Genomic DNA, 24,323 nt, shown 5'->3' with positions numbered 1-24,323 from the left:
CGGCCCCGGGCGGTTCCCGCCATTGCCCGGCGGAGATGGAGGGCCTTGTGGCCCGGATGTCGATCCATCAAAAACCGCCCCCGGACAGTCTCTGTCCAGGGGCGGGCTTCGTATTCACAGGGCTGCCAGGACCTCTGTATAGCCCGGCACCGCATCTGCAGCGCCGGGGCGGCTCACCGCCAGGGCGCTTGCCGCGGCGGCCAGCGTCAGCGCCTCCTCCAGAGAGGCCCCCTCCAGCGCCCGCCGCAGGAAGTAGCCGGTGAAGGTATCCCCTGCGGCGGTGGTGTCCACCACGGTCGTCTGCCGGGCCGGGACCCGTGCCCGCAGGCTCCCCCGGGCCGCCGCAGCCCCCTGTTCTCCCAGGGTCAGCACCACGGTGGTGTCCGGGTACCGCTCTGCAAGCGTGTCCAGAATGGCCTCCGGCTCCTCCGTCCCCGCCAGGAAGGCGCCCTCCACCTCGTTCACCAGCAGCCAGGACAATGTCTCCAGCGGCAGGCCATGCAGGGTCTCATTGGCGGGAGCCGCGTTCATGGCCACCCGCATCCCGCGGCGGGCCGCCTCCCGCAGGATGTCTCCGGCGCAGCTGGTCTCATTTTGCAGCAGCACGGCGTCTCCGGCGGAGAACTGATCCAGCACCGCCGTCACAAACTCCGGCGTCAGCCGGCCGTTGGCGCCGTCGTGGAGCAGGATGCTGTTCTGGCCGGTGCTGTCCACCTGGATGATGGCGTGGCCGGTGCTGCCGGCGGTCTCCTCCACGAACCGGGTATGGACGCCCGCCCGGTCCAGCGTCTCCTTCAGGAAACGGCCCTCCGGACCGATCAGGCCCGCATGCCAGGTCTCCACCCCGGCCCGGGCCAGGGCCACGGACTGGTTCAGTCCCTTGCCGCCGCACTGGACCTGCAGGGACTGGGCGCTCATGGTCTCCCCCGGCCGGACAAAGTGGTCCACCCGGTAGACATAGTCGATATTCAGCGAGCCGAAATTTACAACACGCATACGCTTCTCCTCCCTTACGCCATAAAGGTGGTAAGCAGCTCCTCCAGCGCCCGGCGGCTGTCCACATCCACGCAGATGGAGACGCCGGGAGCCTCGATGGGATGCTCCCGCAGGTCCGCCACCACCATGCCCCGGCAGAAGGTGCCGCCGCACTCCACCCGGGCAGGGATGGTCCGCACCGTCACCACGCTGGGATCCACCGCCGTCAGCATGGCCAGGGGATCGTGGACCGGGCAGTGGTCCAGGCAGTTGTTCTGCAGCCGGTTGAACCGGAAGTAAAAGGGCAGGGCCTGCTTCAGATAGTCCGCGATGGGCCGGTTCTCCGGGGCGGCGTACTTGTCCAGGATGTCCACGTGGGCCGTGGTCAGCCGCACCTTCTGGGTCACGTCCAGGCCCACCATGGTCAGGTCAAAGCCCGCCTGGAACACCCGGTCCGCCGCCTCCGGGTCCCCGGCGATGTTGGCCTCCGCCACCGGGGAGACATTCCCCGGCGCACGGAAGGTGCCGCCCATGAACACCACTTTTTTCAAAAGCCGAGGCAGCTGCGGCTCCCGCTCCAGCGCTTTTGCCAGATTCGTCATCCGGGCCAGGGTCACCAGGGTCAGCTCACCGGGGTGCTCCCGGGCCATCCGGGCGATGAAGTCCCAGGCCGGCTCCTCCAGCGGCTGCTGGGGCGAGGGCGGCAGCTCCACGCCGCCGATGCCGTTGGGCCCGTGGATGTGGGGATCCGGCCCCTTCCAGTTCCCCGCCAGCGGCTCCGTGGCCCCCACGGCCACCGGCACCTCATAGGGCACACCGGCCAGCCGGATCAGCCGCAGGGAGTTCTCCGCCGCCTGTCGGGCGGTGGTGTTCCCGAAGCCGGTGGTGACGCCCATCACCCGGACATCCGGCCGCTTCAGCGCAAACAGAATGGCGATGGAATCGTCGATGCCGGTATCGGCGTCGATCAGGATCTTCTTCAGCATCTCCCGCTCTCCCCTCTCAGTTCGTCTCTCCGCTGTCCCGGGTGGCGATGCGGACGCCCAGGCCGTTGACCTCCACGCTCTCGTCCGCCGGCACCAGCAGATAGCGCCGGCCGTCGATGATGCGGGCCTCCACCAGGTAGCTCCGCTCCGGATCCACCTGGATGGTGGCGTCGGCAGTCTTTACGGCAAAGTGCTTGGCATCGATCAGGTTGGCGGGAGCCAGGGCCCCCTCGCCGAAGGATTTCCCGCAGGCGGACTGGAAGGCCTCCACCCGCGCCTCCGGCACGCCGCAGTTCCGCAGCACGCCGCTCACCTCGCCGGCGGTGACCGCCAGGGGCTCCGGGTCCCGGCTGTCCTTGTGCTCCTGGATCCGCTGGCGGAGGTAGTCGTGAACGGACTGGACCACCTCCATGCTGCAGGACTCCTCCAGGGCGTCACACAGGGCGGACTGGAAGGTCTCCCGCTGCTCGGCGGCGGACATGGGCGGCTCCGTGCGGAACACGGCGTCGATGAACTCCTGGTGGATGGCGTCCGGTTTCCGGCTGTAGAACAGGGCGTTGTAGAGATTGGCCGTCCGGTCGTCAAATGCCGGGAACAGGAAGCCCAGCTCCGGCTGGCCCACGATCTGCTTCTCCACGGAGATGTGGAACTCGTTCTCCCCGTGGAAGTATCCCAGCTCCGGCGTCCCGTCCTTCACCGGGCAGACGGCGCAGACCACGTAGCGGAACACCTCCTCGCCGGCGTCCCGGTCCACCTCGCCGTCCCTGCCCCGGTGGGGCACGTCGTAGGCGTCGGCCCCCAGCAGGATCAGGTAGTTGCTCTCCCCCATGTCCAAAGCGGCGATGACCTTCTGGTAAAAGGCCTCCCGCGCCTCCGCGTCCTTCAGCTCGGAGTTCCGCAGGGCGGAGAGCAGCCGGTGCTCCTCACTGTCGGCCACCTGCTGGGTGGAGAACACGATGTCGATCAGATTCCGGCCCAGCGTGCCGGACAGGGCCTTTTTCAGCAGGCCCAGATATTTTTCCGCTTCCTCCTGGGGCATCAGGCCCAGGGACTGGTCGATGTAGGCGATGATCTCGCGGCTGCTGTTCACATAGCAGCCGTACACGCGGCTGATGGCGCTCTTCTCCGGCCGGAACCGGCGGCGCAGCTCACCCAGCTCTCTTTGGTTCATGGGGACACCTCGCTCGTTCAGATTGATCCCGGCCCTCCGGCCGGGTTTTTATCTTACCACATCTCCGGCGTCTTGTCACGCCGAACCGGGGCACACGCCCCCCGCCCTCCTTGAAGCCGGACGCGTCCCGTGGTACAATGCTCCTGTAAAACGCGGGAACTGAAGGAGGCGGATGATGAATACGCCAACACTTGAGACGCAGCGGCTTCTGCTGCGGAAATTCACAGCGGCGGATCTGGATGCCCTCTATGAGATCTTCCGCGACGAGGAGGTCAACACGTTTCTGCCCTGGCTCCCGCTGAAAAGCCTGGACGACGCCAGGAACTTCTATGAAGCCAGGTATGTCCGCGCCTACCGCCTGCCATGCGCGTATCGCTATGCGATCTGCCTGAAAGCCGAGAACATCCCCATCGGCTACATCCACGTCGTTTCAGATGACAGCCACGATCTCGGCTACGGGCTCCGCAGGGAATTCTGGCACAGGGGGATCGCCACAGAGGCAGGACGGGCGGTCATCGAACAGGTAAGGCGGGACGGCATCCCCTATCTGACCGCGACGCATGACGTCCGCAATCCGCGAAGCGGCCGGGTCATGCAGCGGCTGGGCATGCGGTACCAGTACTCGTATGAGGTATGAGGAGCAGTGGCAGCCCAAAAACCGGCTGGTCCTGTTCCGGATGTACCAGCTGGATCTTGACGGAACAGAGGGCCGGGTCTTTCGGCGGTATTGGGAGCGGTCCGCCGTGCACTTTGTGGAATCAAGCCCCTGACCCTTCGGCATCATCGCAGAAACAGGCGGCGGAGACTGTGTCTCCGCCGCCTGTTTTTGCATGTTTGCTCCGGGAAGATCCGCTTACTGGGCGGCCATCTTCCGGGCCTTGGCCTCAGCCTTGTTGCGGAACACGTCCACCGTGACCGCCAGGATGATGACCGCGCCGATGACGATGTACTGGATATCGTTGGAGGCGCCCATCAGGTTCAGGCCGTTGCGGATGACTGCCATCAGCAGGGCGCCGATCAGGGTGCCCCAGATGGTGCCCTTGCCGCCGGTGAAGGAGGCGCCGCCCACGATGCAGGCCGCGATGGCGTCGTTATCGTAGGTCTGGCCGGCGTTGCCGTTGGCAGAGGCCAGACGGCCCACAGAGATGACGCCAGCCATGCCGGCCATGAAGCCGGACAGGGTATACACGAAGGTCAGCACGTTCTTGGAGGGGATGCCGGACAGGCGGGCCGCCTCCGGGTTGCCGCCCACGCAGTAGATCTGACGGCCCAGGGCGGACCGGGTCAGGAACACGTGGAAGATGCAGAACACCACCAGCACCAGGATGAAGCTAATGGGGATGCCGGGGAAGTTCACGGTGCCGTCGGCATTGTAGGTCGTGAAGACGGAGTTGCCGCCGATGGCCATCAGGCTGTCCACGCCCTTGTTGGTGAAGCCGATGGACTTGGAGCCGGTGATGACCAGTGCGATGCCCCACAGCACGTTCTTCATGCCCATGGTGGACACGAAGGGATGGGGCAGATCCAGGCGGGTCAGCAGGGTGCCGTTGATGAAGCCGGCGAAGGTGCTCACCGCCAGGCCGGCGATGATCAGCAGCGGCGTGCTGGTGATGCCGAAGTTCTCCACCAGAACACCGATGGTGCAGGTGCACAGCACGCAGTTGGAGCCCACGGACAGGTCAATGCCGGCGGTGATCAGGGCGCACAGCATGCCGGAGGCGATCAGGCAGTTGATGGACGCCTGCTTGAAGATGTTCATGATGTTGGTGATCTTCGGGAACGTATCCGGCATCATGATGCAGAAAATCAGGACCAGGATAAACAGCGCCATCAGGGTGCCGAGCTTTTGCAGAAGCTCTCTTGCGGAACTCTTCTTTTTCATATCAGTCTAACTCTCCTCCCCAGGCCGCTTTCATGATATCCTCAGAGTTGAAGTGCGGGGTGTCACGGTCGATATTGGCCATGACCCGGCCGCCCCGCATGACCACCACGTGGTCACTCATGGCCAGGATCTCCGGCAGCTCGGAGGAGACCATGATCACACACTTGCCGGCCTTGACCAAATCGTTCATGACATGGTAGACCTCGATCTTCGCGCCCACGTCGATGCCGCGGGTGGGCTCGTCGAAAATAAAGATGTCCGCATCGGTGTTGACCCACTTGCCGATGACCACCTTCTGCTGGTTGCCGCCGGAGAGCTGGGCCGTCACCTCGTCCAGGGACGGGGTCTTGATGCGCAGGGACTCCACATTCTCCTGGCCGGCCTTTTCGATCCTGGATCTGTTCAGGAAGGGACCGTTGGAGAAGCCCTTCATGTTGGCCAGGATCAGGTTGGTCCGCACGTCCAGGGAAAGCACCAGGCCCTGGCCCTTGCGGTCCTCCGTCAGGAAGGCGATCTTGTGCTTGATGGCGTCCTTGGGAGAGCGGATATGCACCTTCTCGCCCTTGATGTACACCTCGCCGCTGTCCAGCTTGTCAGCGCCGAAGATGGCCCGCATGGTCTCCGTCCGGCCGGCGCCCACCAGGCCGGCGAAGCCGGTGATCTGGCCGGCGTGGGCCTGGAAGCTCACGTCGTGGAGGACACCGAACTCATTGAGGCCCTTCGCCTCCAGCCACACATCGCCCTTGACGCCGAACTCCTTGGGATACAGGTTGTCCAGCGTCCGGCCCACCATGGCGGTGATCAGGGAGTCCTCCGTCATGTTGCCGATATCCTCGGTCACGATGAGCTCACCGTCCCGCATGACGGTGACCCGGTCGCAGAGCTCGAACAGCTCTTCCAATTTATGAGAGACGAACAGGATGGCCACGCCCTTGGCCTTCAGGCCCCGGACGGTCTCCATCAGCTGATTGATCTCCTCCTTGCCCAGGGAGGAGGTCGGCTCGTCCATGATAATCAGCTTGGCATCCAGCGACACAGCCTTGGCGATCTCCACCATCTGCTGCTGGCCGGTGCCCAGCTTGCCGCATTCCATTTTGACATCGATCTCGGGGTGGCCCAGCGTAGTCAGTGCCTGCTTGGCCTCCTCATACATTCTGGGATAATCCAGAAGGCCGTTTTTCTTAACGGCGCGTCCCATGAAAACGTTATCCGTGACAGACAGCTGTTTGACAATGTTCAGCTCCTGGTACACGCAGGCGATGCCCGCCTCGCGGGACTGGACAGGGTTGTGGAACACGACCTTCTGGCCGTCCACATAGATTTCCCCCTCCTCCGGCATATGCACGCCGGTGAGCACCTTGATCAAGGTGGATTTGCCGGCGCCATTCTCACCGATCAGGCCGTGGATCTCTCCCGGTCTGATGCCAATAGACATATTTTTCAAAGCGACGACACCAGGAAAACGTTTGGTAATGTTCTTCAGTTCGACAACGTACTCACTCATGGGATGATTACCTCGTTTCTGTTTCCTGATTTCAGTCTCCCCGCCGCCTGCGGGGGATGTTCGGAACGGGAATATGGCGGCAGAGGTCCTGCCGCCATATTCCTTTCATTCAGATTTCAGAGATCTGAGCCATCCGGGGATCAGCCCTGCATGGAAGCCAGGTTGTCCAGATAGGCCTGGCCGTTCTCAGCGGTGACGACCTCGACGGGGGCGTTGATCACGGACTCCACGGTGCCGCCGTTCAGGACTTCCACGGCAGCCTCAACGGCCTGGTAGCCCATCTCATAGGGCTGCTGGGCCACGGTGGCCTTGATCAGGTCGCCGGCCAGGATCAGATCCACGGCGGAGGCGTTGCCGTCGAAGCCGACGATGATGACGTCGGACACGCCGGCGTTCTTGCAGGCGTTCATGGCGCCGATGGCGGTGTCGTCATTGTGGCAGAGCACGATGTCGATCTCGCCGGGATGGGCGCTCAGCATATCTTCCATGGTCTTGGTGGCGCCGTCGGTGGTGTTCTGACCGGACAGAGCGGCCAGGACCTCAACGCCAGCCTCGTCGCAGGCCTTCTGATAGCCCTCACGGCGCATGTTGGAGGTGTTGTCGCCCTCCTGGCCGTAGATGATGACGGCCTTGGCGCCGTCGCCGGCCTGCCCGATGGCCCACTTGCCGCCCTCATAGGCAGCGTCCACATTGGAGGTGCCCACGAAGGTGGTCTGGCCCTCGATCCCCACGTCGGTGTCGACGCTCAGAACGGGGATGCCCTGATCCAGAGCGGCCTGCAGCGCGTTGGCGGCAGCGCCGGCATCGTTGGGGGCGCAGATGATGGCGTCGCAGCCGGCGCCGATCTGCTGCTCGATCTGGGCGACCTGGCCCTCGATGTCGCTCTCAGCGCCGGGGCCCACGACGGAAACTTCCACGCCCAGCTCTGCGGCAGCGGCGTCGCAGCCGGCCTTCACATAGCCCCAGTACTCGGAGGACAGGGTCTTCAGAACAACAGAGATCTTGTAGTCGTTGGTGGTCTCACCACCGGTCTCCTCGTTTGTGGCGTCATCGGTGGTATCATCGGTGGTGGCGTCATCGCCGCCGCCGCATGCCACCAGGGACAGAGACATGACGAGCGCGAGGAGAAGTGCAAAAAACTTCTTCATCTTACTTCTTTTCTCCTTCTTGATTGATTTCCTCCACACGTCCGGGAAAATTTCCCACATGTGAAAGTGACTTGATTTTATCATGATTGTTCCAAACCGTCAATGTGTTAGCGTAAAAAACAGCTATTATGACAATTTTGCGGAACTTTTTTGCGCAAAATGCAGAATTTTTTCGGCGGTTCCATCATTTACTTGACAGGGCTCCGGCCGATCGTCCTCTGAACCGCCCTGTTTTTTACGCAAATTTTACTCAAATTTGATCTGTTTTTGATGTTTCCCGTTCCGCCCCGCAAGCTGCCGGGCAGATTGCACAAGGCAGATTGCACAAGAGGGATTGACAGCCCGGCGCATCTGGTCTATACTTGCGTCAATTGAATCAGGATCTTCAGGGCGGGGTGCGATTCCCCACCGGCGGTACAGCCCGCGAGCCGAAAGGCATGACTTGGTGAAACTCCAAGGCCGACAGTATAGTCTGGATGGAAGAAGATCGTGTGACCGCAGGGATGGATTCCTGCGTCCATGGACGTTCGCTCTGGAATGCGTGCATTCCGGGGCGTTTTTGGTTTCGTGGACGGAGGCTGTTCCGCTTTTTCACGACGCTCTGAACCGCTGGTTCAGAGCATCTTTTTTTCGGAGGCGATGACATTGGACGACAAGGACTATCTGCGCCTGGCGGCGGAGCTTGCGGAGCGGGGCGCTGGCTGGGTCAGCCCCAACCCCCTGGTGGGGGCCGTCCTGGTGCGGGACGGGCACATCATCGGCCAGGGCTGGCACGCCCGGTGCGGCGGCCTCCACGCCGAGCGGGCCGCCCTGGCGGACTGCCGGGAGGATCCGGCGGGAGCTACCTTGTATGTGACCCTGGAGCCCTGCTGCCACACTGGCCGCCAGCCCCCCTGTACGGACGCCATCCTGGCCGCCGGCATCCGCCGGGTGGTGGTGGGCAGCCTGGATCCCAACCCGTTGGTAGCCGGCAAGGGCGTGGAGATCCTCCGCTCCCATGGGGTGGAGGTGGAGACCGGCGTGCTCCAGGCGGAGTGTGACGCCCTGAACCCGGTGTTCTTCCACTACATCCGCACCAAGCGGCCCTATGTGGTGATGAAGTACGCCATGACCCTGGACGGGAAGCTCGCCACCCGCACCGGGGCATCACAGTGGATCACCGGGGAGGCGGCCCGGCAGCGGGTCCACCGGGACCGGCACCGCTACCGGGGCATCCTGGCGGGGGTGGGCACGGTGCTGGCGGACGATCCCCTGCTGACCTGCCGGATGGAGGGCGGCCGGAACCCGGTGCGGATCCTCTGCGACACCCACCTGCGGACCCCGCTGGAGAGCCGGATCGTCCGCACCGCCGGCGAGGTGGAGACCATCCTGGCCACTTGCGAGACAGACGGCGGAAAAATCGCCCCTTACACCGCCGCCGGCTGCCAGGTGTGGCGGCTGCCGGAGCGGGACGGCCACGTGGACCTGTCCGCCCTGATGGACCGCCTGGGGGCGGCGGAGATCGACAGCGTGCTGCTGGAGGGCGGCGGCACGTTGAACTGGTCCATGCTGGAGGCGGGACTGGTGCAGCGGGTCCAGGCCTACATCGCTCCCAAGCTCTTCGGCGGCGGGGCCGCCAAATCCCCGGTGGAGGGGGCCGGGGTGGAGCTCCCGGCCCAGGCGGCGCGTTTGCGGAGTACCACCGTCACCCAACTTGGGGAAGACTTCTTGCTGGAAGGAGAGGTGGACGCGGATGTTCACGGGAATTGTTGAGGAGATGGGCGTCATCCGCTCCATCCGGCGGGGCGCCCGCTCGGCGGTGCTGTCCATCGGAGCGGAGACGGTGCTGTCCGATTTGAAGCTCGGCGACAGCGTGGCGGTGAATGGGGTCTGCCTCACCGCCACCTCCGTGGACGGCGGCGGCTTCACTGCTGACGTGATGCACGAGACGCTTCGCCGCTCCTCCCTGGGGGCCCTGATCCCGGGAAGTCCGGTGAATCTGGAGCGGGCCATGGCGGCAGACGGCCGGTTCGGGGGTCACATCGTCTCCGGCCACATCGACGGCACCGGCACCATCGCCGAAACGCGGAGGGACGACAACGCCGTGTGGTACACCGTCTCCGCCGCCCCGACCCTGCTGCGGCACATCGTGGAGAAGGGCTCCATCGCCATCGACGGCATCTCCCTGACGGTGGCGGCCGTGGAAACGGACCGGTTCTCCGTGTCCGTCATCCCCCACACGGCAGCGGTGACAGTGCTGGGCCGCAAACGGCCGGGGGACATCGTCAACCTGGAGACGGACATCATCGGCAAATACGTGGAGAAGCTGCTGCGTCCGACGGCGGACAGCGCCCCCAGGAACAGCTCCATCTCCCTGGAATTTTTGACGGAAAACGGATTTTGAGTAAGGAGGAACGGCCCATGGATTCCCAATTCTGCACGGTGGAGGAGGCGCTGGAGGAGCTCCGCGCCGGCCACCTCATCATCACCATCGACGACCCGGACCGGGAAAACGAGGGGGACCTGATCTGCGCCGCCCAGTTCGCCACCACGGAGAACGTCAACTTTATGGCCGTCCATGCCAAGGGGCTGATCTGCACCCCCATGAGCGCCGAGATCGCCGGCCGGCTGGGGCTGGAGCAGATGGTGAAGGTCAACACCGACAACCACTCCACCGCCTTCACCGTGTCCATCGACCATGTGGACACCACCACCGGCATCAGCGCGGAGGAGCGGGGCTACACCTGCCGCAAGTGCGTGGACCCGGCCACCCGCCCGGAGGATCTGCGCCGGCCCGGTCACGTGTTCCCGCTGGTGGCCCGGCGGGGCGGCGTGCTGGTGCGCAATGGCCACACGGAGGCCACCGTGGACCTGTGCCGCCTGGCGGGGCTGGCCCAGTGCGGACTGTGCTGTGAGATCATGCGGGATGACGGCGCCATGATGCGCACCACGGAACTGCTGGAAAAGGCGAAGGAGTGGGGTCTGAAGGTGCTGACCATCCAGGCTCTCCAGGACTACTGCCGCCGCCATGACAAGCATGTGGTGCGGGAAGCCGCGGCGAAAATGCCCACCAAATACGGAAACTTCCGGATCTTCGGCTACGTCAATGACCTGACCGGGGAGCACCACGTGGCCCTGGTGAAGGGGGACATCGGCGACGGAGAAAATGTGCTGTGCCGGGTCCACTCCGAGTGCCTCACCGGGGACGTGTTCGGCTCCAAACGCTGCGACTGCGGAGAGCAGCTCTCCGCCGCCATGCGCCAGATCGAGGCGGAGGGCCGGGGCGTGGTACTGTACATGCGGCAGGAGGGCCGGGGCATCGGCCTCATCAACAAGCTGAAGGCGTATGCCCTTCAGGAGCAGGGGCTGGACACCGTGGACGCCAACGTGAAGCTGGGCTTTGCCCCGGACCTGCGGGAGTACTGGATCGGCGCCCAGATCCTCCGGGACCTGGGGATCACGACCATGCGGCTGCTGACCAACAACCCGGACAAGATCTACCAGCTGTCAGACTTCGGACTGGAGATCACGGAGCGGGTGCCCATCCAGATCCCCGCCACGGCGGAGGACCTCGATTACCTGCGGACCAAGCAGCGGCGGATGGGACACCTGGTCCGGTATTGAGCCCCGTCCCTGTTGGCAGAATAACGGATCATAGGGAATTTACTATTTAAGGAGGACGAGCAACATGAAGATCTATGAGGGCAATCTGGTAGCGAACGGTATTCGGGTGGGCGTGGTGTGCGCCCGGTTCAATGAATTCATCGTCTCCAAGCTCCTCTCCGGCTGCGAGGACGGCCTGCTGCGCCGGGGCGTCCGGGGAGATGACATCCACGTGGCCTGGGTCCCCGGCGCCTTCGAGATCCCCCTGGCGGCCGCAAAAATGGCCAAGAGCGGGCGGTACGACGCCGTCATCGCCCTGGGGGCGGTGATCCGGGGCTCCACCAGCCACTATGACTACGTCTGCGCGGAGGTGTCCAAGGGCGTCGCCCATGCGGCGCTGGAGAGCGGCGTGCCGGTGCTGTTCGGCGTCCTCACCACCGATACCATCGAGCAGGCCATCGAGCGGGCAGGCTCCAAAGCCGGCAACAAGGGGGCTGAGTGCGCCCAGGGCGCCATCGAGATGGTGGATCTGCTGCGGTCCATGGCGCTGTGAGCGGCGGACAGAAGATGCCCTCCTGCGGACACCCTCCGCCCAGTCTTGATATAATTGGAAAATTTTTGAATTTATTTTTGAATATCAAAAGAAATGCACCAGAATGGTCTGATCAAAACGATTAAAACTTGAAAAGTTCGCCAAACCTACATTTACAGCGGACAAAAGTCGTTGACAGGGAGATTTTCCCAAGACTAGAATAGGAGCGTGAATGTGCAGCGGCCGCACGGGCCCCACTGCAAAAGTCTTGTTTTGGAGGAGTCCACATGAGCATCATGAGCATTCAGAACGAATATCTCAGCGGCTTGATGGAGCGGGTCGTCCGGCGGAATCCGGCGGAGCCGGAGTTCCACCAGGCGGTCCAGGAGGTCCTGGCCTCCCTGGTTCCGGTGGTCGAGGCAAAGCCGGAATATATCAAGGAAGGCGTCATGGACTGCCTGGTGGAGCCGGAGCGGATCATCAAGTTCCGGGTACCCTGGGAGGACGATCAGGGCAACATCCACGTGAACCGGGGCTTCCGGGTGCAGTTCAACAGCGCCATCGGCCCCTACAAGGGCGGTCTGCGGTTCCATCCCTCTGTCTACGAGGGCATCATCAAGTTCCTGGGCTTTGAGCAGGTCTTCAAGAACAGCCTGACCGGCCTGCCCATCGGCGGCGGCAAGGGCGGCAGCGACTTCGACCCCAAGGGCAAGTCCGACGCCGAGGTCATGCGCTTCTGCCAGAGCTTTATGACGGAGTTGTTCAAGTATATCGGGCCGGACACCGACGTGCCCGCCGGCGACATCGGCGTGGGCGGCCGGGAGATCGGCTACCTCTTCGGCCAGTACAAGCGGCTGCGCAACGAGTTCACCGGCGTCCTCACCGGCAAGGGACTCAGCTACGGCGGCTCCCTGGCCCGGACCGAGGCCACCGGCTACGGCCTGTGCTATTTCACCGACAACATGCTGAAGGCCGCCGGCCGCAGCTTTGAGGGCGCCACCGTGGTGATCTCCGGCTCCGGCAACGTGGCCATCTACGCCTGCGAGAAGGCCACGGCCCTGGGCGCCAAGGTGGTGGCCATGTCCGACTCCAACGGCTTCATCCACGATCCCAACGGCATCGACCTGGCTCTGGTCAAGCAGATCAAGGAAGTGGAGCGCAAGCGCATCCGGGAGTATGTCACCGTCCATCCCGAGGCGGAGTACCACGAGGGCTGCTCCGGCGTGTGGCAGATCCCCTGCGACATCGCCCTGCCCTGCGCCACCCAGAACGAGCTGGATCTGGAGTCCGCCAAGGCCCTGATCAAGAACGGCTGCTTCGCCGTGGCCGAGGGCGCCAACATGCCCTGCACGCCGGAGGCCGTGGAGGCCATCCAGGGCGCCGGTCTGCTGTTCGCTCCCGCCAAGGCCGCCAACGCCGGCGGCGTGGCCACCTCCGCCCTGGAGATGAGCCAGAACTCCATGCGGATGTCCTGGAGCTTCGAGGAGGTCGACAGCCATCTGAAGAAGATCATGACCGACCTGTACCACAACGCCTCCAACGCCGCCGCCCAGTACGGCAAGCCCGGCGACCTGGTGGCCGGCGCCAACATCGCCGGCTTCCTGAAGGTGGCCGATGCCATGCTGGCCTACGGCCTGGTCTAAGGGGGGCTGCTGGATGAGCGACTATGTTTCCAGCGTGTCCGCTGCCCTGCAGCAGCGGTACGCCGATCAGCCGGAGTATCTCCAGGCCGTTCTCACCTGGCTGGAGATGATCGCTCCGGCGCTGAAGGACGAGCCCGCCTATAAGCGGCTGGACCTGCTGACCCGCATGGTGGAGCCGGACCGGATGCTGACCTTCACCGTGCCCTGGCTGGACGACCAGGGCTGCGCCCACACCAACCACGGCTACCGGGTGCAGTTCAACAGTGCCATTGGCCCCTACAAGGGCGGCCTGCGGTTCCACCCCTCCGTCAATCCCTCCATCGTGAAGTTCCTGGGGTTTGAGCAGACCTACAAGAACGCCCTGACCGGCCTGCCCATCGGCGGCGCCGCCGGCGGCGCGGACTTCGACCCCCGGGGTAAGAGCAACCGGGAGATCATGCGGTTCTGCCAGAGCTTCATGACCGCCCTGTACCGCCTGATCGGCGCCGACACCGATATCCCCGCCGGAGACATCGGCGTTGGAAGCCGGGAGATCGGCTACCTGTACGGCCAGTACAAGCGCCTCACCGGCAAGGCGGAGAGCAGCGCCCTCACCGGCAAGGGCCTGACCTACGGCGGAAGTCTGATCCGCCAGGAGGCCGCCGGCTTCGGCACCATCTACTTCCTGGCCCGGATGCTGGAGCACCAGGGCGAGACCCTGGAGGGCAAGCGCCTGGCCATCTCCGGCTTCGGCAACATGTCCTGGGGCGTGTGCCGCAAGAGCGCGGAGCTGGGCGGCAAGGTGGTCACTCTCTCCGGTCCCGACGGCTATGTCTATGACCCCGACGGCGTCTGCACCCAGGAGAAATTTGACTTCATGCTGTCCATGCGTGCCAGCGGCGTGGACAAGGTGGAGCCCTATGCCGAGAAGTTCGGCGTGGAGTTCTATGCCGGCAAAAAGCCCTGGGAGGTGCCGGTGGACATCGTGATCCCCTGCGCCACCCAGAATGAGCTGGATGTGGACGACGCCGTGATGATCGTGGCCAATAATGTCCGCTACTATGTGGAGGCGGCCAACATGCCCGCCACCGCCGAGGCCCTGCGCCTCCTGCGGCTGAGCCCCAAGATCCTCACCGCCGGCTCCAAGGCCTCCGGCTCCGGCGGCGTGGTGGTCTCCGCCCTGGAGATGGTCCAGAACAGCGTCCGCTACAGCTGGACCCGCCAGGAGGTGGACAGCCGCCTGAAGCAGATCATGGGCGATATCTACGACGCCTCCGCCGCCGCGGCAGAGGAGTACGGCCTGGGCTATGACCTGATCGCCGGCAACGATATTGCTGCCTTCAAGAAGATCTCCACTGCCATGATCGCCCAGGGGCTGTAAGTGCTTCCCGCTCTATAGAAATACGCAGACCGGCCGCCCTCCCGGGCGGCCGGTCTTTTTGCATCTTCTGACGCTCTCATTCATAATCATAATTGCATGCGTCCCCTGTCACCGGGAGCCATCCTGTCTTCGGCATGGGCTGCCTCACGGGGCACGCCCCGCGGGGCCCCGCCTGGATCCGACCGCCCCCCGGTTCAAGGTCCCGCCTCCGGCAGGACGCCTGGATGCCGCACCTGCGGCGGCATGACCATATTTCAGAACAACCCGCTGATCCGGCCGTCCTCATCCACGTCGATCTTTTCCGCCGCCGGCACCTTCGGCAGGCCGGGCATCGTCATGATGTCCCCGGTCAGAGCCACCAGGAAGCCCGCGCCGGCGGACACCTTCAGGTTCCGCACGGTGACGGTGAACCCCCGGGGCGCCCCCAGCAGGGCCGGGTCGTCGGAGAAGCTGTACTGGGTCTTGGCCATGCAGATGGGCAGGCCCCCGAATCCCAGCTCCGTCAGCCGCTGGGCCTGCTTTTTGGCGGCAGGCGTCAGCGCCACGCCGTCGGCGCGATACACCCGGCGGCAGATGGCCTCCAGCTTGTCCTCGATGGAGCCGTCCAGGTCGTAGCTGTAGCGGAAGTCCGACGGCTGCCCGCACAGGCGCACCACTTCCTCCGCCAGGGCCCGGCCGCCCTCTCCGCCCTTGGCCCACACCTCGCTGAGCGCCACGCGGACGCCCAGTTCCCGGCACTTGTCCTCCACCAGCTGCAGCTCTGCCGCCGTGTCGGTGGGGAAGGCGTTGACGGCCACCACGCAGGGCAGGCCGAACACGTTCTTGATGTTGTCCACGTGCTGCAGCAGGTTGGGCAGGCCCCGCTCCAGCGCCGCCAGGTCCTCCCTGCCCAGGTCCGCCTTGGCGGCGCCGCCGTGGTGCTTCAGTGCCCGGACCGTGGCCACCAGCACCACCGCGTCAGGCTTCAGTCCCGCCATGCGGCACTTGATGTCCAGGAACTTCTCCGCCCCCAGGTCCGCGCCGAAGCCCGCCTCCGTGATGGCGTAATCCCCCAGCTTCAGGGCCATCCGGGTGGCGGTGACGGAGTTGCAGCCGTGGGCGATGTTGGCAAAGGGCCCGCCGTGGATCAGGGCCGGCGTGTGCTCCAGGGTCTGGACCAGATTGGGCTTCAGGGCGTCCTTCAGCAGGGCCGCCATGGCGCCCTCCGCCTTCAGGTCATGGGCGGTCACCGGTGCGCCGGCGTAGGTGTATCCCACGATGATCCGGCCCAGCCGGGCCTTCAGGTCCGGGATGTCCGACGCCAGGCACAGCACAGCCATGACCTCGCTAGCCACGGTGATGTCGAAGCCGTCCTCTCTCGGCACGCCCTGCATCCGCCCCCCCAGGCCGTCCACGATGTTCCGCAGCTGCCGGTCGTTCATATCCACGCACCGCCGCCAGGTGATCTGCTTGGGGTCGATGCCCAGGGCGTTGCCCTGCTGAATGTGGTTGTCCAGCATCGCCGCCAGCAGGTTGTTGGCCGCGCCGATGGCGTGGAAGTCCCCGGTGAAGTGGAGGTTGATGTCCTCCATGGGGATCACCTGGGCGTAGCCGCCGCCGGCGGCGCCGCCCTTGATGCCGAACACCGGCCCCAGAGACGGCTCCCGCAGTGCCACCACAGCGTTCTTTCCGATCTTCCGCAGACCGTCCGCCAGGCCCACGGTGGTGGTGGTCTTGCCCTCTCCGGCAGGTGTCGGGGTGATGGCGGTCACCAGCACCAGTCTGCCGTCCGGCCGGGCGGTCTCCTTCAGAAATCGGTTGTCGATCTTCGCCTTGTATCTGCCGTACTGCTCCAGATATGCCTCGTCCACACCGCACGCCTCCGCAATGGCGGTGATTGGGAGAGGCCTCGCCTCCTGGGCGATCTCGATGTCGCTTTTCAGGGCCATGGCGCCTGTCCTCCTGTCCGGCCGCCCGCAGCCGGGCCGGCCTGTCGTTCTTCCTCTGATTATAATGGTGCCGGTCTGCAAAAGCAACCGTACCGCGCCAAATCCTCCCCTTTTTCTCCCCTGTTCCGCAGATCCCGTCCCTTTTACTCCCGTTTCGCCTCTGTGCCGCGGCCTCCGGCCTCCCTGTCCCGTTATCTGTTTGAATGATAGCCGGTTGGTGGAGATTGGCTCTGGTCATTCCCCGCCGGAGGATGCTATAATATTGCACAGAGAAGGGTGGATTCCATTTCAAAAATCTGTGTATTCAGACGAACCGGGGTGTATGAGAAGAGGAAAGAGAACATAAGGAGGTACGTATATGGAAACTCTGGAGAAAAAGGGTAAAGGCTCGGCACTGCTCCCGTTCCTGCTGTTCATCGTCATCTATCTGGGCGCTGGCCTGTATTTCCAGTCCCAGGGCGTAGAGATGGCATTCTACCAGTTCCCCTCCGTTACCGCAATGTTTATCGCGCTGCTCCTCGCCTTCTGCCAGGGCAAGGGCACCATCGACCAGAAATTCACCATCTTCGCACGGGGCGCCGCCAATGAGAACGTGCTGACCATGCTGATCATTTACATCCTGGCCGGCGCCTTCTCCACTGTGGCCAGCGCCATGGGCGGCGTGGAAGCCACCGTGAATCTGGGCCTCAGCGTCATTCCCATCCACTTCCTGGCCGCCGGCGTGTTCGTAATCTCCGCGTTCATGGGCACCGCCACCGGCACCTCCATGGGCACCATCAGCGCCATCGTCCCCATCGCCGTGGGCGTGGCGGACAAATCCGGCCTGAGCCTGCCGCTGTTCCTGGGCGCCTGCGTGGGCGGCGCCATGTTCGGCGACAACCTGTCCATGATCTCCGATACCACCATCGCCGCCACCCGCACCCAGGGGTGCGAGCTGCGGGATAAGTTCAAGGTCAACTTCTGGATCGCCCTGCCCGCCGCCATCATCACCATCGTCGTCCTGCTGGTCGTGGGACGGCCCGAGACCGTGACGGAGATGGGTGACCTCTCCTTCAACATCATCAAGGTCATTCCCTACGTCGCTGTGCTGGTGCTGGCCCTGATCGGCATGAACGTGTTCCTGGTGCTGACCATCGGCATCTTTGCCGCCGGCATCATCGGCCTGGCCCTGGGCGATCTGGATATCCCCCTCTTTGCCCAGAGCATCTACAACGGCTTCACCGGCATGAACGAGGTGTTCTTCCTGTCCCTGTTCTGCGGCGGCATGTCTGAGATGATCGCCCACAACGGCGGCATCGACTGGCTGATCGAAAAGCTGGGCGGCATGATGAGGAGCAACAAGTCCGCCCAGGTGGGCATTGCCGCTCTGGTGTCTCTGGCGGACTGCGCCACTGCCAACAACACGGTGGCCATCATCGTCAGCGGTCCCATGGCCAAGAACATGAGCAGGATCCACAAGGTGGATCCCCGCCGGTCCGCCTCTCTGCTGGATGTGTTCTCCTGCGTGCTGCAGGGCATCATCCCCTGGGGCGCCCAGCTGCTGACCGCTGCCAGCCTGACGGCTGTGTACGGCGTGGCCATGAGCCCCATGGATATCCTGCCCCATATGTGGTACTGCTGGATCCTGGCTGTTGTCGGCATCCTCTCCATCTTCATCCCCTTCGCAGACGGCATCTGCCGCAAGGATCCCTGGAACTGGGAGTATGACGTGGCGGAGTCCGGCGTGGCCGCCAAGAAGGCCGCCATCGAGCTGGAGCGGCAGGAGGCCGCAAAGACCGTTTGACGTTCCCTCTCACAGAAAAGGCCGGGCGCATACAGCGCCCGGCCTTCTTTTTTTCGAAACGTGAACTGCCGCTCGTCACTCCGGCGTGTTCTGGAGCTGCCGGGTGAAGGTGATGGAGTCCGCCAGCGCCTCTTCCAGCAGCTTGATGAACTGCGCCGTCAGCGGCGAGATCCGTGTGTTCCGCAGGTGGATCCATCCCAGATGGACCGAGGTCTTCCCCTCCAGCGGGATCGTGACCACATCCTCGTCCGTCAGGCCCTTGGAGAGCAGGCCGCTGCCGGTGGTAAAGGCATCCGTGGCCCACAGCACGTAAATGGCGGTAGCGCGGTTGTTGACGCTGATGTACTTCCCCGGCTTTTTCAGCGTGGACATGGGGTATTCCTCAAAAAAGTCTGAGGCGACGCCCTGATCGTGCTCAAAGGCCACATAGGGATAGCCGTCCAGGTCCTCTTCCGTCAGGCTCGTCCGGTCCGCCAGCGGGTGGCCCCGCCGGAGATACACGCAGGGAGAGACCGCCGCCAGCTCGTGGAACTCCAGCTCCCGGGCGTCCAGCAGCCGCCGGATGATCTTCTCCGTCAGATCCGTCAGGCAGATGACGCCGATATCCGCCCGGTGGTCATAGACATCGTCGATGACGCCGTCCATCCCCGTCTCCCGCAGCCCCAGGCGGAAGCGGTTCTCATCCGAGACCTGGAGCAGCCGCAGAAAAGCGTCCGCCACAAAGGGATACCGCTGGCTGGACACCAGGAACCGAACGGGTGCCGCGCTGTTCCGGGCCTCACCGTACAGCCCCTCGATCCACCGCTTCTGCTCCAGCAGCGACACGGCATAGCTGAGGAACTCCTTCCCCTCCGGCGTAAATTCCACGCCCCGGTTGCTGCGGGCCAGCAGTGCGATCCCCAGTTCGCTCTCCAGTTCCCGGACGGCGGTGGAAATGCCCGACTGAGAGAGGAACAGCTTCTGCGCGGCCTTGTTGATGGAGCCGCATTTGGAGATCTCCACAATATACTCCAGCTGCTGAAATGTCATCGCGGACCAAGCCCCCTTTGGCATTTTGAGATCTGCTTCCCATTATATCGATTTTGCGGGAATTGTCAAATGGCTATCAAAAAAACTGCGAACGCATCCCGGAAAACGGATATTAACAGGTTTTTGGCAATCGTGCTATGCTATAAGTAGAACCTGACAAAAGCAGACTTTAGTTTTCCGGTTTTTCTAGTCAATATTACCTTGTATTCCGATGAATCCACAGAAAATCCACTCTATTCCTTCTCTGTCCCACAACATCTCAATTTCTTTGTTTGATAGCAAAAAATTTGAACGCAGCAACGGAGGCTCCTTTTCATCTGCTTCTGGGGCCCCCCGCGAGAAAGGAAGATCGACTGTATGAACACCGAGAAAAAATTAGGCTTCGCCACCCGTCAGATCCACGCCGGGCACATTGACAACGCTGCTGGCGCCCTGTGCGCCCCCATCTATCAGACCTCCACCTTCGCCTTCTCCTCTGTGGAACAGGGCGGTGCCCGCTTTGCCGGGAAGGAAGACGGCTACATCTATTCCCGCCTGGGCAACCCCACTCTGGCAGCCGTTGAGGAAAAGCTGGCCTCCCTGGAAGGCGGCGAGGCTGCCATGGCCGCTGCTTCCGGCATGGGCGCCATCTCCTCTGCCCTGTGGACCTCTGTTGTGGCCGGGGACGAGATCGTGGCTGATGAGACGCTGTATGGCTGTACATATGCGCTGCTGAACCACGGCATGACCAAGTTCGGCGTGAAGGTCACCCTGACGGATCTGTCCAACATTGAGAATCTGAAGAAGAACCTGACCGACAAGACCAAGGTGGTCTATTTCGAGACCCCCTGCAACCCCACGCTGAAGCTGCTGGACATTGAGCTGATCGCCAAGACCGCCCATGAATTCAATCCCGACATCCGGGTCATCGTGGACAACACCTTCTGCACGCCGTATCTGCAGCGGCCGCTGGAGCTGGGCGCCAACGTGGTGGTCCACAGCGCCACCAAGTACCTCAACGGCCACGGCGATGTGATCGCAGGTATCGTCATCGGCAAGGCGGACTTCATCGGCCAGTGCCGCATGTTCGGTCTGAAGGATATGACCGGTGCCGTCATGAGCCCCTTCGATGCCTTCCTGATGGCCCGCGGCCTGAAGACCCTGGACATCCGGATGGAGCGCCACTGCGCCAACGCCAAGAAGGTGGCGGAGTTCTTCGCCAGCCACCCCGCTGTCGACAAGGTCTACTATCCCGGCCTGGACAGCTTCCCCGGCCACGAGATCGCGGCCAAGCAGATGAAGCTGCCCGGCGGCATGATCTCCATCGAGCTGAAGGCCGACAAGGCCGCCACCGCCGCCGCCCTGAACAAGCTGGAGCTGTGCACCATCGCCGTCTCCCTGGGTGACGCCGAGACCCTGGTGGAGCATCCCGCCACCATGACCCACTCCACCTACACCTCTGAGGAGCTGGCCGCCGCCGGCATCTCCGAGGGTCTGGTCCGCATCAGTGTGGGCCTGGAGGATCCCGAAGACGTCATCGCCGACTTCAAGCAGGCGCTGGATACTCTGCTGTAAGAGAACCCGCTGCGGAGCCGCTCCGATCCTGCTCCCCCAGGCAGGAGCGGCTCTGCCTTCCAGCGGATACGCGTACCTCCTTTCGCCGTTCCCGGTCGAGTCCCCAAACGCCGGAGCGGCCCCAAAAAGGATCCGGCATCAGCCGGGTCCTTTTTGTACCTGCCGCCTCCCGTCTGCCGAACCGCTGAAAGCCGGCAGGATGCCCTGTGGCATCCTGCCGGCTCGTTCTTCATCTGCGCTTTCGGAAAAGGGCCGGCAGCTTCCAGCGGCGGCTCTTTTTTTCCTCTGTGGCCTGAAACACAGGCGGATGGGAGAGATAGTACTGCTGTACGGAGACGGCGCCGGCACCGGGGTCCTCCACCTTCACAAAGCGCCCGTCCGGCTGCAGGCGCCGGGCCTTCACATTGTCCCCCAGGAGACGGGCCAGGTAGTCGGACAGGAAATCCCGCACCTCCTGGCTCTCCACCGGGCAGGCGATCTCCACCCGCCGTTCCTGGTTCCGCGTCATGATGTCCGCGGAGGATAAGTAGATCTGCCGCAGAGCGCCCTCGCCGAAGCAGTAGATGCGGGAGTGCTCCAGAAACCGCCCTACGATGCTGGTGACGGTGATATGGTCCGTCTTGCCGGGGACCCCCGGCACCAGGCAGCAGATGCCCCGGACGATCAGATCGATCCGCACGCCCGCCTGGGAGGCCTCCGCCAGCTTGTCGATCAGCTCCCGTTCCGTGACAGCATTGGTCTTGAGGATGATCCGCCCCCGCTCGCCCCGGGCGATCTCCCCGTCGATGAGCCGCATCAGCGTCTGTTTCAGGGACACCGGCGCCACCAGTAGCTTATCATAGCTGCCCCGCAGGTCGCCGATCAGCATATTCTGGAAAAAGGCCACGCCGTCCGCCGCAATGGACCGGTCCGCCGTCAGCAGGGAAAAGTCCGTGTACAGGGCCGCGGTCTTCTCGTTGTAGTTGCCGGTGCCGATCTGGGTCACATAGGACAGGCCGTTTTTCTCCTGCCGGGTGATAAGGCAGATCTTGCCGTGGCACTTGTAGCCGGCGGGGCCGTAGATCACCCGGCAGCCGGCTTCCTCCAGCTCCCGGGCCCAGGTGATGTTGTTGCCCTCGTCGAACCGTGCCCGCAGCTCCACCAGGACCGTGACCGATTTGCCGTTCTCCGCCGCCGCGCACAGATGCTTGATGACGGCCGACTTTCCGGCCACCCGGTAGATGGTCATCTGGATGGACACCACCGCCGGGTCCGCAGCACTCTGGCGCAGCAGGTCCAGAAAGGGCTGCATGGAGTGATAGGGATAGAACAGCAGGATGTCCCGCTGCCGGATCTGCTCCCACATGGGCACCTCCCGGTCCAGCCAGGCGGGATAGGCCGGGGCATGGGGCGGATAGAACAGGCCGCTGTCCAGGCTGTCCAGCTGATAGGCGTACTTCAGCACCAGGGGGCAGGTGCAGACATAGCTCTGCTCCGGCACCAGCTTCAGCCGCTGCAGCAGCATCTCCCGCAGGGCAGGCGCCTCGCCCTGCATCTCCAGGCGGACCGGCGCCAGCCGCTCCCGCTGGCGCAGCAGCTTTGTCATCTGGGTCCGCAGATCCAGGTCCTCCTGGTCCATGGCCTCGTCATAGCTCAGGTCCGCGTTCCGGGTGACCGACACCACCGCCTGCTCTTCGATCTGATAGATCTTGAAGATCTTCCGCAGATGATGGGCCAGGATGTCCTCCGTCCGCACAAAGGCGCCGGGGCGGTCCGGCAGCATCACGATGGGCGGTACCACATCCGGCACCCCCACGATGCCCAGCCGCCGCTTGTCCCCTTCCCGCAGCAGCGCCGCAGCGTACAGGGTCTTGTTCTTCAGGTGGGGGAAAGGATGGCTGGGGTCGATGATCTGGGGCATCAGCAGCGGCCGCATGGTCTCCCGGTACCAGGTGCGCACATACTCCCGGTCGCCGTTTTTCAGCTCCTTATAGGGGATGTCCACCACGCCGTGCTCCGCCAGGGCACCCATCAGATCCTGATACACCTTGTCCCGCTGCCGGATCAGCGGCACCACCGCCGCATAGATCCGCCGCAGCTGCTCCGCCGGGGAAAAGCCCCCCTTGTTCTCCTGGGAGCCGGGGGCCACCAGAGCCAGGTCCGTCAGGCTCCCCACCCGCACCATGAAGAACTCGTCCAGATTGCTGGTGAAGATGGAGAGGAAGCGGAGCCGCTCCATCAGCGGGACGGCGGGGTCTGCGGCCTCCTCCATCACCCTCTGGTCAAAGGCCAGCCAGCTCAGCTCCCGGTTTTGGGTATAGCTCAGGTCCCAGCGTTCAGCAGTTTGTGACACAAATATCCCTCCCTGACGCCATAGGGGCTGATATACAGCTCCCCACAGCACAGCTTCTCTGTCAGCGTGTTCATCAGCATCATCCCCGGCAGGATGGTGTGCACCCGGTCCGGGCAACTGCGCAGGATCAGCTTCCGGGCCTGGTGATCCCGCTCCAGCAGCAGCCGGGTCAGCCGGCGGACCTCCGCCGGCGTCAGGCTCCGGTTGCCCGCCGGCTTTTCGTACCATGCGTTGGCGATCTTCAGCACCGCCCGGGCCGTGCCGCCCACGCCGCAGACCTTCTCCACCCGCTGCTCCGGCAGCCACGCCTCCTTCAGGGCAGATACCACCGCCGTCCGGATCTTCTTCAGCTCCTTCTTTTTGGGCCACAGCCCGTCCACACAGGTGTTGAACAGTGCCAGGGACCCGATGGGCAGGCTCTGGGCCTTCCGGATCTCTCCGCCCCGGACCTCCAGGATCTCCGTGCTGCCGCCGCCGATGTCAAAGACCGCGCCGTCCCGCAGATTGGTGGCAAGACGGGTGCCGTAATACCCCAGCTTTGCCTCCAGCTCGCCGGAGATCACATCCACCTCCACACCGGTGGCCTCCCGGATCTGGGCCACCGCCTCCTCCGTATTGCGGATATTCCGCAGGGATGCCGTGGCGAACACGTGAGGCGCCCCCATGTCAAACTGCCGCAGCAGACCCTGAAAATCCCGGATGCCTGTACAGGCCCGCTGGATGCCCTCCGGGGAGAGCCTCCCCCCGTGGACATAGCTGACCAGTCCTGCCATCTCCTTTTCTGAAAACAGCAGCTCAAACCTGCCGTCCGGCAGCGTGTGATAGACGGACAGCCGGATGGTGTTGGACCCCAGGTCCACGATGGCGATCTTCATACTGACGTTGCTCCTTTTCCCTGCCCCTGTCAGGGCACG

Annotated in this window: 19 protein-coding genes and 1 riboswitch; of the genes, 9 read left to right on the top strand and 10 right to left on the bottom strand. The window is 63.8% G+C overall.

What is annotated here, in order from left to right; all coding sequences use genetic code 11:
• Positions 1-114: 114 nt before the first annotated feature.
• Genes H9X91_RS09565 through H9X91_RS09555 form a run of 3 tightly spaced genes read right to left on the bottom strand, consistent with a single transcriptional unit; the run spans position 115 to position 3,132 of the window.
• The gene (locus tag H9X91_RS09565; RefSeq protein WP_204804628.1) at positions 115-996 is read right to left on the bottom strand and encodes a ribokinase; all 882 of its coding nucleotides are present in this window, start codon (positions 994-996) and stop codon (positions 115-117) included.
• Between the two features lie 14 nt (positions 997-1,010).
• Entirely contained in the window at positions 1,011-1,961 is a 951-nt protein-coding gene (locus H9X91_RS09560) for a nucleoside hydrolase (RefSeq protein WP_325193637.1), read from the bottom strand.
• 16 nt (positions 1,962-1,977) lie between these two features.
• On the bottom strand, positions 1,978-3,132 hold the full coding sequence (locus H9X91_RS09555) for a DUF4317 domain-containing protein (RefSeq protein ID WP_204804627.1): 1,155 nt from the start codon (positions 3,130-3,132) through the stop codon (positions 1,978-1,980).
• Positions 3,133-3,307: 175 nt separating this feature from the next.
• Here H9X91_RS09555 and H9X91_RS09550 point away from each other — a divergent pair, with 175 nt between their 5' ends.
• The gene (locus H9X91_RS09550) at positions 3,308-3,769 is read left to right on the top strand and encodes a GNAT family N-acetyltransferase (protein WP_338111971.1); all 462 of its coding nucleotides are present in this window, start codon (positions 3,308-3,310) and stop codon (positions 3,767-3,769) included.
• Between the two features lie 216 nt (positions 3,770-3,985).
• On the opposite strand, the gene H9X91_RS09545 is transcribed toward H9X91_RS09550, so the two are convergent.
• From H9X91_RS09545 to H9X91_RS09535, 3 genes are all read right to left on the bottom strand, one after another.
• On the bottom strand, positions 3,986-5,014 hold the full coding sequence (locus tag H9X91_RS09545) for an ABC transporter permease (protein ID WP_204804626.1): 1,029 nt from the start codon (positions 5,012-5,014) through the stop codon (positions 3,986-3,988).
• Between the two features lies 1 nt (position 5,015).
• Positions 5,016-6,518, bottom strand: coding sequence for a sugar ABC transporter ATP-binding protein (locus H9X91_RS09540; RefSeq protein WP_204804625.1), 1,503 nt, complete (start codon positions 6,516-6,518; stop codon positions 5,016-5,018).
• Positions 6,519-6,658: 140 nt separating this feature from the next.
• A complete protein-coding gene (locus H9X91_RS09535; RefSeq protein ID WP_204804624.1) occupies positions 6,659-7,666 on the bottom strand; it encodes a sugar ABC transporter substrate-binding protein in 1,008 nt (335 codons plus the stop codon).
• Between the two features lie 377 nt (positions 7,667-8,043).
• Positions 8,044-8,158, top strand: a riboswitch (FMN riboswitch).
• A gap of 153 nt (positions 8,159-8,311) precedes the next feature.
• Here H9X91_RS09535 and ribD point away from each other — a divergent pair.
• The 6 genes from ribD (at position 8,312) to gdhA (H9X91_RS09505) (ending at position 14,783) form a co-directional block, all read left to right on the top strand.
• Entirely contained in the window at positions 8,312-9,418 is a 1,107-nt protein-coding gene (ribD, locus tag H9X91_RS09530) for a bifunctional diaminohydroxyphosphoribosylaminopyrimidine deaminase/5-amino-6-(5-phosphoribosylamino)uracil reductase RibD (protein ID WP_204804641.1), read from the top strand.
• Positions 9,399-10,049: a riboflavin synthase gene (locus tag H9X91_RS09525; protein ID WP_204804623.1), complete on the top strand. Its 651-nt coding sequence runs from the start codon at positions 9,399-9,401 to the stop codon at positions 10,047-10,049. Before ribD ends, H9X91_RS09525 begins: the two co-directional genes overlap by 20 nt.
• Positions 10,050-10,066: 17 nt before the next feature.
• Positions 10,067-11,269, top strand: a complete 1,203-nt coding sequence (locus H9X91_RS09520; protein WP_204804622.1) for a bifunctional 3,4-dihydroxy-2-butanone-4-phosphate synthase/GTP cyclohydrolase II — start codon at positions 10,067-10,069, stop codon at positions 11,267-11,269.
• 64 nt (positions 11,270-11,333) lie between these two features.
• Complete coding sequence (gene ribH, locus H9X91_RS09515) at positions 11,334-11,801, top strand: 6,7-dimethyl-8-ribityllumazine synthase (RefSeq protein ID WP_204804620.1); 468 nt, start codon at positions 11,334-11,336, stop codon at positions 11,799-11,801.
• Positions 11,802-12,076: 275 nt separating this feature from the next.
• Complete coding sequence (gene gdhA / locus H9X91_RS09510) at positions 12,077-13,423, top strand: NADP-specific glutamate dehydrogenase (protein ID WP_204804639.1); 1,347 nt, start codon at positions 12,077-12,079, stop codon at positions 13,421-13,423.
• 13 nt (positions 13,424-13,436) lie between these two features.
• Positions 13,437-14,783 (top strand): NADP-specific glutamate dehydrogenase, encoded by a 1,347-nt coding sequence (gene gdhA, locus H9X91_RS09505; RefSeq protein WP_204804618.1) that lies wholly within the window; start codon positions 13,437-13,439, stop codon positions 14,781-14,783.
• 254 nt (positions 14,784-15,037) lie between these two features.
• On the opposite strand, the gene H9X91_RS09500 is transcribed toward gdhA (H9X91_RS09505), so the two are convergent.
• Positions 15,038-16,711, bottom strand: a complete 1,674-nt coding sequence (locus H9X91_RS09500) for a formate--tetrahydrofolate ligase (protein ID WP_204804616.1) — start codon at positions 16,709-16,711, stop codon at positions 15,038-15,040.
• A gap of 358 nt (positions 16,712-17,069) precedes the next feature.
• On the opposite strand from H9X91_RS09500, the gene H9X91_RS09495 reads away from it, so the two are divergent.
• Positions 17,070-18,494, top strand: a complete 1,425-nt coding sequence (locus tag H9X91_RS09495; protein WP_204804613.1) for a Na+/H+ antiporter NhaC family protein — start codon at positions 17,070-17,072, stop codon at positions 18,492-18,494.
• A gap of 75 nt (positions 18,495-18,569) precedes the next feature.
• Here H9X91_RS09495 and H9X91_RS09490 read toward each other — a convergent pair whose 3' ends face one another.
• On the bottom strand, positions 18,570-19,523 hold the full coding sequence (locus H9X91_RS09490) for a LysR family transcriptional regulator (RefSeq protein WP_204804611.1): 954 nt from the start codon (positions 19,521-19,523) through the stop codon (positions 18,570-18,572).
• Positions 19,524-19,880: 357 nt separating this feature from the next.
• On the opposite strand from H9X91_RS09490, the gene megL reads away from it, so the two are divergent.
• Positions 19,881-21,077 (top strand): methionine gamma-lyase, encoded by a 1,197-nt coding sequence (gene megL, locus H9X91_RS09485; protein WP_204804609.1) that lies wholly within the window; start codon positions 19,881-19,883, stop codon positions 21,075-21,077.
• Positions 21,078-21,306: 229 nt separating this feature from the next.
• Here megL and ppk1 read toward each other — a convergent pair whose 3' ends face one another.
• A complete protein-coding gene (ppk1, locus tag H9X91_RS09480; RefSeq protein WP_204804607.1) occupies positions 21,307-23,409 on the bottom strand; it encodes a polyphosphate kinase 1 in 2,103 nt (700 codons plus the stop codon).
• Positions 23,379-24,284 (bottom strand): Ppx/GppA phosphatase family protein, encoded by a 906-nt coding sequence (locus H9X91_RS09475; RefSeq protein WP_204804605.1) that lies wholly within the window; start codon positions 24,282-24,284, stop codon positions 23,379-23,381. Before H9X91_RS09475 ends, ppk1 begins: the two co-directional genes overlap by 31 nt.
• Positions 24,285-24,323: the final 39 nt, after the last annotated feature.

This window comes from Oscillibacter valericigenes, from assembly GCF_016902445.1.
Taxonomy (GTDB): domain Bacteria; phylum Bacillota; class Clostridia; order Oscillospirales; family Oscillospiraceae; genus Oscillibacter; species Oscillibacter avistercoris.
This window is presented reverse-complemented; position numbering and strand designations above follow the sequence as displayed.